The sequence below is a fragment of the Enterobacter sp. AN-K1 genome (genome assembly GCF_020971765.1).
In the GTDB taxonomy this organism is placed as follows: domain Bacteria; phylum Pseudomonadota; class Gammaproteobacteria; order Enterobacterales; family Enterobacteriaceae; genus Enterobacter; species Enterobacter hormaechei_C.
The window spans coordinates 2,014,108-2,027,938 of record NZ_CP087390.1; the positions used below are offsets into that span (position 1 = coordinate 2,014,108).

Genomic DNA, 13,831 nt, shown 5'->3' on the forward strand with positions numbered 1-13,831 from the left:
GGGCCTGGATGCTGTTATTTATCGAACAGGTAGTGATTGACCAGGTTTTCCAGCAGCTCCTGATGGCCGCTCTGATGCTGCGGCGCAAGCTGATGCTGTTCAGCGTACTTCGCGATCTCCGCAAGCGATAACTGACCTTTCAAAATTTGCTGGCCCAGCTCACTGTTCCAGCCGCTGTAGCGCTTCGCCACGCGCTTATCCAGCTCACCGTCTTCAATCATACGGGCCGCTACTTTCAGCGCCAGCGCCATGGTGTCCATCGCGCCAATATGCCCGTAGAACAGATCGTATTTGTCGGTGCTCTGGCGACGCACTTTGGCGTCGAAGTTCAGGCCGCCGGTGGTGAAACCGCCCGCTTTGATGATCTCGTACATCACCAGCGCATTCTCTTCCACGCTGTTCGGGAACTGGTCGGTATCCCAGCCCAGCTGTGGATCACCACGGTTAGCATCGACAGAGCCGAAGATGCCCAGCGCAATCGCAGAGGCAATTTCGTGATGGAACGAGTGGCCCGCCAGGGTAGCGTGGTTAGCCTCAATATTCACTTTGATCTCTTTTTCCAGACCAAACTGCTTCAGGAAGCCATACACGGTGGCGACATCATAATCATACTGATGCTTGGTTGGCTCCTGTGGTTTTGGCTCAATCAGCAGCGTGCCGCGGAAACCGATTTTGTGTTTGTGGTCCACAACCATCTGCATAAAGCGACCAATCTGCTCACGCTCCTGACGCAGGTCGGTATTCAGCAGCGTTTCATAGCCTTCACGACCGCCCCAGAGTACATAGTTCTCACCGCCCAGCTGATGCGTGGCGTTCATCGCGGTCACGACCTGGGTTGCCGCCCAGCTGAAGACTTCCGGGTCCGGGTTGGTTGCCGCACCCGCGCCATAGCGAGGATTGGTAAAGCAGTTAGCCGTACCCCAGAGCAGCTTCACGCCGCTTTGCTGCTGTTTTTCAGCCAGTACGTCGACCATCTGCGCGAAATTGTTCAGATACTCTTTCAGCGATGCCCCTTCCGGCGACACGTCCACATCGTGGAAACAGTAGTACGGCACGTTCAGCTTATGGAAGAACTCGAACGCGACGTCGGCTTTACGCTTCGCCAGCTCAATGGCCTCGCCCGGCTGTTGCCATGGACGGTCAAAAGAGCCCACGCCGAACATATCGGCACCGTTCCAGCAGAAGGTGTGCCAGTAGCAGGCGGCAAAGCGCAAGTGATCTTCCATGCGCTTACCCAGCACCAGCTCATCCGGGTTGTAGTGACGAAATGCTAAAGGATTGGTCGTTTTCGTGCCTTCGAAACGAACGCGATCGAGTTGGTCGAAATAAGCTTGCATATTGAGCTCCATAATCAGGGTATGCGGCGTGGTCTTGCTTCTGGAGTAATAGTGAATAGACATTGGAGGTTGCTCAATTACGTTATTTCACACTGCTATTGAGAGAATGCGCAATTGTGCGCTGGCTCGCAAAATAATGCGCAGACAAACTATTTTTCGGCGCGCATTCCAGAATCAAATGTAATTAATAGGTTACGCTTTTTAAAATCCGATCGCGGTCATAAATTCAGAAATAAACCAAATATCGTAATGAGAAGATAAAAATCTGTAATTGCCAGCAGGCCTTTCCACGTTAAAAATTTGCTGCGTCTCAGCAGTGAACGTTTCTTTTATCTCAGCTACACATACCCCTACAAAAAGGCCTAATAATTATGAAGATAAAGAACCTGACCCTAACGCTCTGCACTACTCTCCTGCTTGCAAGCTTTGCCGGCCACGCCAAAGAGGTCAAAATCGGCATGGCGATTGATGACTTACGCCTGGAGCGCTGGCAAAAAGATCGCGATATCTTTGTTAAAAAAGCGGAATCTCTCGGCGCGGAGGTGTTCGTTCAGTCCGCTAACGGCAACGAAGAGACGCAAATGTCGCAAATCGAGAATATGATCAACCGTGGCGTCGATGTGCTGGTCATTATCCCGTATAACGGCCAGGTATTAAGCAACGTGGTGAAAGAAGCGAAACAGGAAGGGATAAAAGTCCTGGCTTATGACCGCATGATTAATAATGCCGATATTGATTATTATATTTCGTTCGACAATGAAAAGGTGGGTGAATTACAGGCTAAAAGCCTGGTCGCAAAAGTGCCTCAGGGGAATTATTTCCTGATGGGCGGCTCGCCTGTGGATAACAACGCCAAACTGTTCCGCCAGGGACAAATGAAAGTGCTGAAGCCGTATATCGACGAGGGCAAAATTAAAGTCGTCGGCGACCAGTGGGCTGACGGTTGGTTACCGGAAAACGCGCTGAAAATTATGGAAAACGCGTTGACCGCAAATAACAACAAAATCGATGCGGTGGTGGCCTCTAACGATGCCACTGCGGGTGGCGCCATTCAGGCGCTGAGCGCGCAGGGTCTGGCCGGGAAAGTCGCTATTTCCGGCCAGGACGCCGACCTTGCGGGTGTAAAACGCATCATCGCGGGTACCCAGACCATGACGGTGTATAAGCCCATTACCGAGCTTGCCAATACGGCCGCCGAAATTGCCGTTGAACTGGGCAATGGCCAGCAACCTAAAGCAGACGCGACGTTAAATAACGGCCTGAAAGACGTACCTGCTCGCCTGCTTACCCCTATCGAAGTCAACAAAGAGAATATTGACGCCACCGTGGTGAAAGACGGTTTCCATAAGAAGAGTGAACTGTAATCCAGCGCAGCCCCTGCCCGGCAGGGGCGCATTGACCTGCCCTGTTCATCTGTTGGGCTATGCGGAGCAGTTATGTCTTATTTACTTGAAATGAAAAGCATCACCAAAGCCTTCGGAGCGGTGAAAGCAGTCGATAACGTAAGCCTGCGGCTGAATCCCGGCGAAGTGATGTCGCTGTGCGGCGAAAATGGCTCGGGAAAATCCACGCTGATGAAAGTGTTGTGCGGGATCTACCCGCACGGCAGCTACGAGGGCGAAATCGTTTTTGCCGGTGAGGTGCTCCAGGCCACGCACATTCGCGATACCGAACGTAAAGGCATCGCTATCATTCACCAGGAGCTGGCGCTGGTGAAGCACCTTACCGTGCTGGAAAATATCTTTCTCGGTGCCGAACTCTCACGCCACGGCGTACTGGATTACGACACCATGACGCTGCGCTGCGAAAAACTGCTGGCTCAGGTGAGCCTGGCTATCTCACCGGATACGCGCGTGGGCGACTTAGGTTTAGGCCAGCAGCAGCTGGTGGAGATCGCCAAGGCGCTGAACAAACAGGTGCGCCTGCTGATCCTCGACGAACCAACCGCCTCACTCACCGAACAGGAAACCGCCGTACTGCTCAATATCATCCGCGATCTGCAAAACCACGGTATCGCCTGCATCTATATTTCGCACAAGCTCAATGAGGTGAAAGCCATTTCCGACACCATCTGCGTCATCCGCGACGGGCAGCACATCGGCACGCGTGAAGCAGAAGGCATGAGCGAGGATGACATCATCACCATGATGGTGGGTCGCGAACTCACCGCGCTGTATCCCAACGAACCGCACACCATCGGCGAAGAGCTCCTGCGCGTGGAAAACCTGACGGCGTGGCATCCCGTTAACCGCCATATCAAGCGCGTGGATAACCTCTCCTTCTCGCTGCACCGCGGCGAAATTCTCGGCATTGCGGGTTTAGTGGGTGCGGGAAGAACCGAGGCCGTGCAGTGTCTCTTTGGCGTCTGGCCGGGGCGCTGGGAAGGCAAAATTTATATCGACGGTCAGCCGGTAAAAATCGACAACTGCCAGCAGGCTATTGCTAAGGGCATTGCCATGGTGCCAGAAGATCGCAAAAAAGACGGCATCGTGCCGGTAATGGCGGTGGGAAAAAATATCACGCTGGCGGCGCTCAGCCAGTTTTCCGGCGCGCTGAGCAGCCTGGATGATGCCGCAGAACAGCAGTGTATTCTCCAGTCGCTTGCCCGGCTTAAGGTGAAAACCTCCTCGCCGGAGCTGGCGATAGGACGCTTGAGCGGCGGCAACCAGCAGAAAGCGATTCTGGCGCGCTGCCTGCTGCTTAATCCGCGCATTTTAATTCTGGACGAACCCACCCGCGGGATCGATATCGGCGCGAAGTATGAAATCTACAAGCTGATCAACCAGCTTGTACAGCAAGGGATTGCCGTCATTGTTATTTCGTCCGAATTGCCTGAAGTGCTGGGGCTGAGCGACCGCGTGCTGGTCATGCATGAAGGGAAACTCAAAGCCAACCTGAACAACCAGAACCTGACGCAAGAGCAGGTGATGGAAGCTGCCTTAAGGAGCGAACGCCATGTCGAAAAGCAACCCGTCTGATATCAAAGTCGCTGTTCCGACGCCCGGTGCGTTCGCAGGACTTAAATCGCTGAATCTGCAAGTTTTTGTAATGATTGCCGCCATTATCGTGATCATGTTGTTCTTTACCTGGATGACCGATGGATCCTATTTAAGCGCACGTAACGTCTCTAACCTGCTGCGTCAGACCGCCATCACCGGGATCCTGGCGGTGGGGATGGTCTTTGTGATTATCTCAGCGGAAATTGACCTGTCGGTAGGGTCGATGATGGGTCTGCTCGGCGGCGTGGCGGCAATTTTTGACGTCTGGCTCGGCTGGCCGCTGCCGCTGACGATTGCGGTCACGCTGGTGCTGGGTCTGCTGCTGGGGGCGTGGAATGGCTGGTGGGTGGCCTACCGTAAAGTCCCGTCGTTTATCGTCACCTTAGCGGGGATGCTGGCCTTCCGCGGCATTCTGATTGGGATCACCAACGGCACCACCGTCTCCCCGACCAGCGCCTCGATGTCCCAGATTGGCCAAAGCTACCTCTCTGATGGCGTCGGTTTTACGATCGGCGTGGTTGGGCTGATGGCGTTTGTCGCGTGGCAATGGCGAGGACGCATGCGTCGCCAGGCGCTGGGGCTGGCCTCGCCTGCCTCAACCTCGGTTGTCGGCCGTCAGGCGCTTACTGCGGTGATTGTGCTGGGGGCCATCTGGCTGTTAAACGATTATCGCGGTGTCCCAACGCCCGTTCTGCTGCTGGCGCTGTTGCTGTTAGGTGGGATGTTTATGGCCACACGTACCGCATTCGGTCGCCGTATTTATGCCATCGGCGGCAATCTGGAAGCCGCGCGTTTATCTGGTATCAACGTAGAACGCACCAAACTCGCCGTCTTTGCCATCAACGGCCTGATGGTGGCCATCGCGGGGCTGATCCTCAGTTCGCGACTGGGGGCGGGCTCCCCGTCTGCGGGTAACATTGCCGAGCTGGACGCCATCGCCGCCTGCGTGATTGGCGGGACCAGCCTCGCCGGGGGCATTGGCAGCGTGGCGGGGGCGGTGATGGGCGCATTTATTATGGCTTCGCTGGATAACGGGATGAGTATGATGGACGTGCCGACGTTTTGGCAGTATATCGTCAAGGGTGCCATTCTTTTGCTGGCAGTCTGGATGGACTCTGCCACCAAGCGGCGCGCCTGATAACACTATCGTGACTAATTTGGGAAATGAGCCATGTTTGAAAAGCGTCACCGCATTACGTTGTTATTCAATGCCAACAAAGCCTATGACCGGCAGGTGGTTGAAGGGGTTGGCGAATATTTGCAGGCGTCGCAATCCGAATGGGATATTTTCATCGAAGAAGATTTTCGTACCCGTCTGGAGAACATCAAAGACTGGCTGGGAGACGGGGTCATCGCTGACTTTGACGACCCCGTGATTGAACAGTTGCTGAGTGGCGTCGACGTGCCTATCGTGGGCGTTGGCGGCTCTTACCATACACCGGAACATTACCCCCCCGTTCACTACATCGCCACGGATAACCATGCTCTGGTCGAGACCGCCTTCCTCCATTTAAAGGAGAAAGGCGTACATCGTTTTGCGTTTTACGGATTGCCCGCCACCAGCGGAAAGCGCTGGGCGATGGAGCGTGAATATGCCTTCTGCCAGCTGGTTGCCCAGGAGAAGTATCGCGGCGTCGTTTATCAGGGGCTGGAAACCGCGCCAGAAAACTGGCAGCACGCACAAAATCGCCTGGCTGACTGGCTGCAAACTCTGCCGCCCCAGACAGGGATTATCGCCGTGACGGACGCCCGCGCCCGCCACGTATTACAGGTGTGCGAACATTTGCATATTCCGGTGCCTGAAAAGCTGTGCGTGATTGGTATTGATAACGAAGAGCTTACGCGCTATCTGTCGCGCGTGGCGCTCTCATCCGTGGCTCAGGGTACCCGTCAGATGGGCTATCAGGCCGCAAAGCTGCTGCACAGACTGTTAGACAACGAATCCCTGCCGCTCCAGCGTCTGCTGGTTCCGCCCGTTCGCGTGGTCGAGCGTCGCTCAACTGACTACCGCTCCTTAAACGATCCGGCCGTGATTCAGGCGATGCACTACATTCGCAATCATGCCTGCAAAGGGATTAAGGTCGATCAGGTGCTCGATTCGGTCGGCATTTCACGTTCGAATCTGGAGAAGCGGTTCAAAGAGGAAGTCGGTGAGACGATTCACGCCGTGATCCATGCGGAAAAGCTGGAGAAAGCGCGCAGTCTGCTGATCTCCACCTCGCTGTCGATCAACGAGATTTCACAGATGTGCGGCTATCCGTCGCTTCAGTATTTCTATTCGGTGTTCAGAAAAGAGTATGACACCACGCCGAAGGAGTACCGGGAACGGTACAGTGAAGTCCTGCTCTAGAAAAAAGAACGCCTTCCAGTGGAAGGCGTTTTTCATTACATATGTGCGGCAATCAGACGCTGGTTATCCTGGTACATGGAGAACAGGTAATTGTTATAACGCTGTCCCTGAGTGGAATAACCTTTCAGCTTGTGGATCATCGCCGTAGCCGTTACTTCCTGATCCGCCTTACGCAGCTGAGCGCGTGACTTACGGAACGAGGAGTAGGCCGGATGGGTGTTCAGGTTCACCACATAGGCATTCACGGAATCTTTCACCGATTCAAACTGTGAATAGCCCTTCACCTTGCCGGGTGCATTAGTACAACGACCTTTTGCGCATTTCATGCCAAACAGATTGTTGTTGTTGCGCGCCAGCTTCGAGGTGCCCCAACCGCTTTCGGCGGCGGCCATTGTCGCGACCATACTGCCTGGAATAATGTCCACACGCTCTAACAGAGTGTTCCACGGCACACGACGCGTGTTCCCGCTCCACTTCACTTTATAGCGTTTGGCGATGTCTTTCAGGCGAGTGCGCTCAGACGGCGACCAGCGGCTATCGTACTGTTTGGAGATCAGCCAGTTACGATCCGCAGTAATCGCGGCATTTTGACTTTTAATGTAAGGCATTACCGTCCGGAGAAACGCTTTTTTCCTTGGTGTCCCGGAAGGGTATTTTCGCAAATCAGGAAGTGAACTACTCTTTGCACTATTGCGAGAATACTCTTGTTTACTGCTAACCTTACTGCTTGTCGTCTTTATTACGTGGGCTTTCTTACTCGTTGTATCCGCGTGCGTCTTTGCAAGCACCTCACCTGAAAATGCCATGGTGAGTAACATGAGTATCGCGGCCCCATATCGTCGAATGGGAGTCGATATCATTAGGTCTCCTGGTCGGATATAAACATTCCAACACCTTATTTTCTTCAAAAATTTGAGAGCGGAATCTCAAATCATACCAAAAATAGTCCTCAAGAGCACGTATACAAATAGTCCAATTCCGAAACTATGTCATCCGGAACATGCTCATTAAATCACCAGCACTGGAAAAATGTGCGCGATATCGCAGATAACTGCCTAATTTTGCGCGGGATCACTCATCCCTTCGCGTCCTCCTGGCAGAAAGCCTCAGAGGAGGAGTTTTTCCCCTGAGCCGAGTGGCACACTGGTCAAAAATGCCGCGACAGGAAAATGGAATGAAACGCACTGCATTAGCTGTTCTGATGTTACCCGCATTCGCGCATGCCGACTGGTCAACGCCGGGATTTAACGCGTTTAGCGCTGAAGGTACCGGCGTCTTTACCAGCCAGGCAACGCTTGCGAAGGGTACCCGCCCGCTGACGTTGAGTTTTGATAACGCGTGCTGGCAGCCGACAGGTGCCATTAAGCTCAACGAGATGCTGTCGCTCAAACCCTGCGAAGGGACCCCACCGCAGTGGCGGTTATTCCGTGACGGCGTTTATCAGATGCGTATTGATACGCGCTCGGGAACGCCGACGCTGATGTTGACGGTACAAAGTGCGGCGCCACAGCCTGTCGCAAACGTTACCCGCCAGTGCCCGAAGTGGGACGGCAAACCGCTCACGATCGATGTCGTTAACACCTTTCCGGAAGGCACGGTGGTGCGTGATTTTTACAGCAAACAGACCGCGACCGTTCAAAACGGCAAAGTAATTCTTCAGCCAGCCGCCAACAGCAATGGCCTGCTGCTGCTTGAGCGCGCCGAGACGGACAAACCCGCGCCATTCAGCTGGCAAAACGCCACCGTCTATTTCGTGCTGACCGATCGCTTCGTAAATGGCGACCCCACCAACGACAACAGCTATGGCCGCCATAAAGACGGTATGCAGGAGATTGGTACTTTCCACGGCGGCGATCTGAAAGGGCTTACCAGCAAACTGGATTACCTTCAGCAACTGGGCGTGAATGCGCTCTGGATAAGCTCACCGCTGGAGCAAATCCACGGCTGGGTTGGCGGCGGCACCAAAGGGGATTTCCCCCACTACGCCTATCACGGCTATTACACTCAGGACTGGACGAAACTCGACGCCAACATGGGCAGCGAAGATGATTTACGCCAGCTTGTCGACGACGCGCACAGGCGCGGTATCCGCGTCCTGTTTGACATTGTCATGAACCACGCGGGTTATGCGACGCTTGCAGATATGCAGGAGTATCAGTTTGGCGCGCTCTATTTGCAGGGCGATGAGCTGAAAAAAACCCTCGGCGAGCGCTGGACTGACTGGAAGCCAGGCGCCGGTCAAAGCTGGCACAGCTTCAACGATTACATCAACTTCAGTGACAAAGCCGCATGGGAAAAATGGTGGGGTAAAAAATGGATCCGTACCGATATCGGTGATTATGACAACCCGGGCTTTGACGATCTGACCATGTCGCTGGCCTTCCTGCCGGATCTGAAAACGGAATCTAAGATCCCGTCAGGTTTGCCGAACTTTTATCAACACAAGCCCGACACCAACGCGAAAGTGATGACGAATTTCACGCCGCGAGATTACCTGACCCACTGGCTCAGCCAGTGGGTACGTGACTACGGCATCGACGGCTTCCGGGTCGATACCGCTAAGCACGTTGAGCCTGAAGCCTGGCAGCAACTGAAAAACCAGGCCAGCCAGGCGCTGGCCGCGTGGAAAGCCGCCAACCCGGACAAAAAACTCGACAATGCGCCATTCTGGATGACCGGTGAATCCTGGGGCCACGGCGTGATGCAGAGCGATTATTACCGCCACGGTTTCGATGCGATGATCAACTTTGACTATCAGGAGCAGGCGGCGAAAGCGGTGGACTGTCTGGCCGATATGGATTTGACCTGGCAGCAAATGGCAGAAAAGCTGCAAAGTTTTAATGTGCTGAGCTATCTCTCCTCCCATGATACGCGTCTGTTCCGTGAAGGGGGCCAGCGCGCCGCTGAGTTACTGCTGCTGGCACCGGGAAGCGTCCAGATCTATTACGGCGATGAATCAGAGCGTCCATTCGGCCCGACGGGCTCCGATCCGCTACAGGGAACCCGTTCGGATATGAACTGGCAGGACGTCACGGGTAAACAGGCGTTAACTGTCGCCCACTGGCAGCTTCTGGGGCAGTTCCGCGCCCGTCATCCGGCGGTGGGTGAAGGCAAGCAAACAACGCTGTCAATGAAAGAGGGCTACGGCTTTGTGCGCGAGCACAAGGGCGATAAGGTGATGGTGGTGTGGGCGGGTAATCAATAGACCCCCTCACCCTAACCCTCTCCTCAGGGGGAGAGGGGCATTCACCAGAACAATTCACCACACAAATACAAACCTACCACATAAAACAACAAATCCGACCACATCCGCCGATTTGCACCAACACGGTGCTGGCGTTATGGTTACTGCCTTTCATATTAAGCCCGACAGATCACCTGCTATGACGTTTTCACTATTCGGCGACAAATTTACCCGCCATTCAGGCATTACCCGCCTGATGGAGGATCTCAACGACGGGCTGCGCACCCCAGGCGCTATCATGCTTGGTGGCGGAAACCCGGCTCAAATTCCGGAGATGAACACCTACTTCCAGACGCTGCTGGCAGAGATGCTGGAAAACGGTAAAGCAACCGATGCGCTATGTAATTACGACGGCCCTCAGGGTAAAACAGAACTACTGACGCTTCTGGCGGCAATGCTGCGGGAAGCGCTGGGTTGGGATATCGAACCACAGAATATTGCACTGACAAACGGCAGTCAGAGCGCGTTTTTCTACTTATTCAATCTGTTCGCCGGACGCCGCGCCGACGGCACCACGAAAAAAGTGCTGTTCCCGCTGGCACCGGAGTATATCGGCTATGCCGATGCCGGCCTCGAAGAAGACCTGTTTGTTTCCGCACGTCCGAATATCGAGTTGCTGCCAGAGGGCCAGTTCAAATATCACGTCGATTTTGAACATCTGCATATCGGTGAAGAGACGGGCATGATCTGCGTATCACGTCCCACCAACCCGACGGGCAACGTGATCACCGACGACGAGCTGATGAAGCTGGATGCGCTGGCGAATCAGCACGGCATCCCGCTGGTGATCGATAACGCCTATGGCGTACCGTTCCCGGGGATCATCTTCAGCGAAGCGCGTCCGCTGTGGAACCCGAATATCATCCTCTGCATGAGCCTCTCCAAGCTGGGCCTGCCGGGCAGCCGCTGCGGCATTATCATTGCTAACGAGAAAATCATCACCGCCATTACCAACATGAACGGCATTATCAGCCTTTCCCCTGGCGGCATCGGCCCGGCGATGATGTGCGAGATGATCAGGCGTAACGACCTGCTGCGCCTGTCGAATGAGGTGATCAAGCCGTTTTACTCTCAGCGCGTTCAGGAAACCATCGCCATCCTTCGCCGCTACTTACCGGAAGAACGCTGCCTGATCCATAAACCGGAAGGGGCAATTTTCCTGTGGCTGTGGTTTAAGGATCTGCCCATTACGACAGAGCTGCTTTATCAGCGTCTGAAAAAGCGTGGCGTGCTGATGGTGCCAGGGGATTACTTCTTCCCGGGGCTGGATAAGCCGTGGCCGCACACGCACCAGTGCATGCGCATGAACTACGTCCCGGACCCGGAAAAAATCGAAGCGGGTGTGAAAATTCTCGCCGAGGAGATTGAGAACGCCTGGCGCGAGGCCGGTTAATAAAACCTCAGGCCAGATTACGCAGCCGTTCCGCGCGTAATCTGGCGGGGTCTATGCAGCGCAGCGCGTGGGTGGGGCAGGCTTCGACGCAGGCGGGATCGCCCTCGCGATGCGCGCACAAATCACATTTCAGCGCCTGAACGCGATCTTCCACGACCCGAACCTGCATTGCCCCGAACGGGCACGCCACCATACAGCTTTTGCAGCCGATACAGCGGGCCTGCTCAACGAGCCAGGCTCCCGCAGCGCGGTGAATGGCCCCCGTCGGGCAGACATTCGCGCAGGGCGCATCTTCACACTGGTGGCAACCCACGGCCGTGGTGAAGGTTGCCCCCTTAACCACGCGGATCCGTGACGTAAACGCTTCTGGCGTGGCGCTGCTTTGATGCGACATCATGCACGCCACCTCACAGGTGCGGCACCCGATACATTTTTCAGGAACCGCCAGGATAAATTGGTTCATCAGTTACGCCTCGCGCACGTTAAACCCCAGTTCTTTCGAGATAGCTTCCGCCGTGTCACGCAGCGGTTTTAGCAAGTTTTTCTCGCCCACCTGCTTCATGCGCGACGTCGACAGTGAAATGGAGATGGCATAGGGCACGCGCCCGTGAATATCAAAGACCGGCACGGCGATACATGACACACCCAGCTCGTTCTCTTCTTTGTCCATCGCCATGCTGTGATCGCGAATTTCCGCCAGCTCATCATACATCGCGCTCAGTTCGGTGATGGTGTTGCGGGTCAAAGGTTGGATCTGTTCCTGGTGGCTTTCCCAGTAGCTCGCCACGTAATCCTGATGACCAAACGCCATATAGATTTTGCCCATCGCAGAACAATAGAGCGGCATATGCTGGCCGATATATGCGCGCGTGCGCAGCATACCGGTTGTCGGCTCAAGCTTATAAATCAGGATCGCGTGATCATCTTCACGGCTGGAGAAGTTGACCGTTTCGCCGGTGGCAATGTTCAGCGCCTCGAGGTGCGGCGCCGCCACGTGAATAATATTGAGCGATGAAAGCGCCTTTTGCCCGACGGCGATAAATTTGGTGGTCAGACGATAACTCCCTGCCGCCGGCGCCGGCGTCACGTACCCGCACGACTGCAACCCCTGCAATAACCGGTGCACGGTGCTTTTATTCAGCCCCGCCAGTTCTGATAAATGCGCAAGCGGACACCCGTTCGGATAGTTACTGAGGATTTCAATCAGCATCAGGCCGCGAAACAAGCTCTGGCTACCTGCTGGCCTCTCTTTTTCTTGCGTCATTTCGCTCTCTTTTATGCTCATCAAATGGCTCCTGTTTATCGCGCCCTGATGGTAGCGCAAAGTGTGGTTTAGTTCACGATCTCAACAGAAAAAACACAACCATTTGATTTTAATCGATTTTGAAAAACGTGAATGTCGTTGATCTGACAAAATTTGATCGTTATATTTGAAATCAGATTTCGTATAGTGAAATTTAGCGATAAAAAAGCACTCGCACTTGCCCCTAAAAAAACAGGAGAACAGGGATGAAAGTGACCTTCGAAGAGTTGAAAGCGGCGTTCAATCGGGTTCTGCTCGATCGCGGTGTAAAAGCGGATACCGCAGACGCCTGCGCCGAGATGTTCGCCCGCACCACGGAGTCCGGCGTTTATTCACATGGCGTCAACCGCTTCCCGCGATTTATTCAGCAGCTTGACGCAGGCGACATCATCCCTGACGCCCAGCCGAAACGCGTAACGACATTAGGCGCCATCGAACAGTGGGATGCCCAGCGTTCCATCGGCAACCTGACGGCAAAGAAGATGATGGACCGTGCTACCGAGCTGGCGTCCGATCACGGTATCGGCCTGGTGGCGCTGCGTAACGCTAACCACTGGATGCGCGGCGGCAGCTACGGCTGGCAGGCGGCGGAGAAAGGCTATATCGGCATCTGCTGGACCAACTCTATTGCCGTGATGCCCGCGTGGGGATCAAAAGAATGCTGCATCGGCACAAACCCGCTGATCGTCGCTATTCCGTCGAATCCAATCACCATGGTCGATATGTCGATGTCGATGTTCTCCTACGGCATGCTGGAGGTGAATCGCCTGGCCGGACGCGAATTACCGGTAGACGGCGGCTTTGACGATGAAGGCAATCTGACCAGAGAGCCGGGCGTGATTGAGAAAAACCGTCGCATTCTGCCCATGGGCTACTGGAAAGGTTCCGGCTTATCGATTGTGCTCGACATGATCGCCACCCTGCTCTCTGACGGCGCGTCCGTTGCAGAAGTGACCCAGGACAACAGCGACGAATACGGCGTATCGCAGATCTTTATCGCCATCGAAGTGGATCGCCTGATCGACGGTCCAACCCGCGATGCCAAACTACAGCGCATCATGGACTTCATCACCACCGCAGAACGCGCTGATGAAAATGTCGCCGTCCGTCTGCCAGGCCATGAGTTCACACGCCTGCTGGAGGAGAATCGCCGCAACGGCATCACGGTTGACGACAGCGTGTGGGCGAAAATCCAGTCTCTGTAA

At 54.7% G+C, this 13,831-nt stretch carries 11 protein-coding genes; 7 read left to right on the top strand and 4 right to left on the bottom strand.

The window, feature by feature from the left end; all coding sequences use genetic code 11:
• Positions 1-14 precede the first annotated feature (14 nt).
• Positions 15-1,337, bottom strand: a complete 1,323-nt coding sequence (gene xylA / locus LOC22_RS09715; protein WP_026080557.1) for a xylose isomerase — start codon at positions 1,335-1,337, stop codon at positions 15-17.
• A gap of 371 nt (positions 1,338-1,708) precedes the next feature.
• Between xylA and xylF the strand changes: the two genes are divergently transcribed.
• The 4 genes from xylF (at position 1,709) to xylR (ending at position 6,686) form a co-directional block, all read left to right on the top strand.
• A complete protein-coding gene (gene xylF / locus LOC22_RS09720) occupies positions 1,709-2,701 on the top strand; it encodes a D-xylose ABC transporter substrate-binding protein (protein WP_006808602.1) in 993 nt (330 codons plus the stop codon).
• A gap of 72 nt (positions 2,702-2,773) precedes the next feature.
• Positions 2,774-4,315 (top strand): xylose ABC transporter ATP-binding protein, encoded by a 1,542-nt coding sequence (locus LOC22_RS09725; protein ID WP_015572746.1) that lies wholly within the window; start codon positions 2,774-2,776, stop codon positions 4,313-4,315.
• On the top strand, positions 4,293-5,474 hold the full coding sequence (gene xylH, locus LOC22_RS09730) for a xylose ABC transporter permease XylH (RefSeq protein WP_003860151.1): 1,182 nt from the start codon (positions 4,293-4,295) through the stop codon (positions 5,472-5,474). The genes LOC22_RS09725 and xylH overlap by 23 nt, the downstream gene beginning before the upstream one ends.
• A 33-nt stretch (positions 5,475-5,507) precedes the next feature.
• A complete protein-coding gene (xylR, locus tag LOC22_RS09735; protein ID WP_003860152.1) occupies positions 5,508-6,686 on the top strand; it encodes a D-xylose utilization transcriptional activator XylR in 1,179 nt (392 codons plus the stop codon).
• Between the two features lie 35 nt (positions 6,687-6,721).
• On the opposite strand, the gene LOC22_RS09740 is transcribed toward xylR, so the two are convergent.
• Complete coding sequence (locus tag LOC22_RS09740) at positions 6,722-7,546, bottom strand: protein bax (protein WP_023295596.1); 825 nt, start codon at positions 7,544-7,546, stop codon at positions 6,722-6,724.
• Between the two features lie 314 nt (positions 7,547-7,860).
• Between LOC22_RS09740 and LOC22_RS09745 the strand changes: the two genes are divergently transcribed.
• Positions 7,861-9,891: an alpha-amylase gene (locus tag LOC22_RS09745; protein ID WP_230239509.1), complete on the top strand. Its 2,031-nt coding sequence runs from the start codon at positions 7,861-7,863 to the stop codon at positions 9,889-9,891.
• Positions 9,892-10,069: 178 nt separating this feature from the next.
• Positions 10,070-11,323: a valine--pyruvate transaminase gene (gene avtA / locus LOC22_RS09750; RefSeq protein ID WP_015572749.1), complete on the top strand. Its 1,254-nt coding sequence runs from the start codon at positions 10,070-10,072 to the stop codon at positions 11,321-11,323.
• A 7-nt stretch (positions 11,324-11,330) separates the two neighbouring features.
• Here the strand turns inward: avtA and LOC22_RS09755 are convergent, their stop codons facing one another.
• Together LOC22_RS09755 and yiaJ are read right to left on the bottom strand one after the other, a co-directional pair.
• Positions 11,331-11,786 (bottom strand): 4Fe-4S dicluster domain-containing protein, encoded by a 456-nt coding sequence (locus tag LOC22_RS09755; RefSeq protein WP_230239510.1) that lies wholly within the window; start codon positions 11,784-11,786, stop codon positions 11,331-11,333.
• A 3-nt stretch (positions 11,787-11,789) separates the two neighbouring features.
• Positions 11,790-12,608, bottom strand: a complete 819-nt coding sequence (gene yiaJ / locus LOC22_RS09760) for an IclR family transcriptional regulator YiaJ (protein WP_015572751.1) — start codon at positions 12,606-12,608, stop codon at positions 11,790-11,792.
• A gap of 224 nt (positions 12,609-12,832) precedes the next feature.
• On the opposite strand from yiaJ, the gene yiaK reads away from it, so the two are divergent.
• On the top strand, positions 12,833-13,831 hold the full coding sequence (yiaK, locus tag LOC22_RS09765) for a 3-dehydro-L-gulonate 2-dehydrogenase (RefSeq protein ID WP_015572752.1): 999 nt from the start codon (positions 12,833-12,835) through the stop codon (positions 13,829-13,831).

Excerpts from the sequence above, each read along its gene's own strand:
- LOC22_RS09740 (WP_023295596.1), bottom strand. The coding sequence starts at position 7,546 with ATGATATCGACTCCCATTCGACGATATGGGGCCGCGATACTCATGTTA.
- yiaJ (WP_015572751.1), bottom strand. The coding sequence starts at position 12,608 with ATGAGCATAAAAGAGAGCGAAATGACGCAAGAAAAAGAGAGGCCAGCA.
- yiaK (WP_015572752.1), top strand. The coding sequence starts at position 12,833 with ATGAAAGTGACCTTCGAAGAGTTGAAAGCGGCGTTCAATCGGGTTCTG.
- LOC22_RS09745 (WP_230239509.1), top strand. The coding sequence starts at position 7,861 with ATGAAACGCACTGCATTAGCTGTTCTGATGTTACCCGCATTCGCGCAT.
- avtA (WP_015572749.1), top strand. The coding sequence starts at position 10,070 with ATGACGTTTTCACTATTCGGCGACAAATTTACCCGCCATTCAGGCATT.
- xylA (WP_026080557.1), bottom strand. The coding sequence starts at position 1,337 with ATGCAAGCTTATTTCGACCAACTCGATCGCGTTCGTTTCGAAGGCACG.
- xylR (WP_003860152.1), top strand. The coding sequence starts at position 5,508 with ATGTTTGAAAAGCGTCACCGCATTACGTTGTTATTCAATGCCAACAAA.
- LOC22_RS09755 (WP_230239510.1), bottom strand. The coding sequence starts at position 11,786 with ATGAACCAATTTATCCTGGCGGTTCCTGAAAAATGTATCGGGTGCCGC.
- xylF (WP_006808602.1), top strand. The coding sequence starts at position 1,709 with ATGAAGATAAAGAACCTGACCCTAACGCTCTGCACTACTCTCCTGCTT.
- xylH (WP_003860151.1), top strand. The coding sequence starts at position 4,293 with ATGTCGAAAAGCAACCCGTCTGATATCAAAGTCGCTGTTCCGACGCCC.
- LOC22_RS09725 (WP_015572746.1), top strand. The coding sequence starts at position 2,774 with ATGTCTTATTTACTTGAAATGAAAAGCATCACCAAAGCCTTCGGAGCG.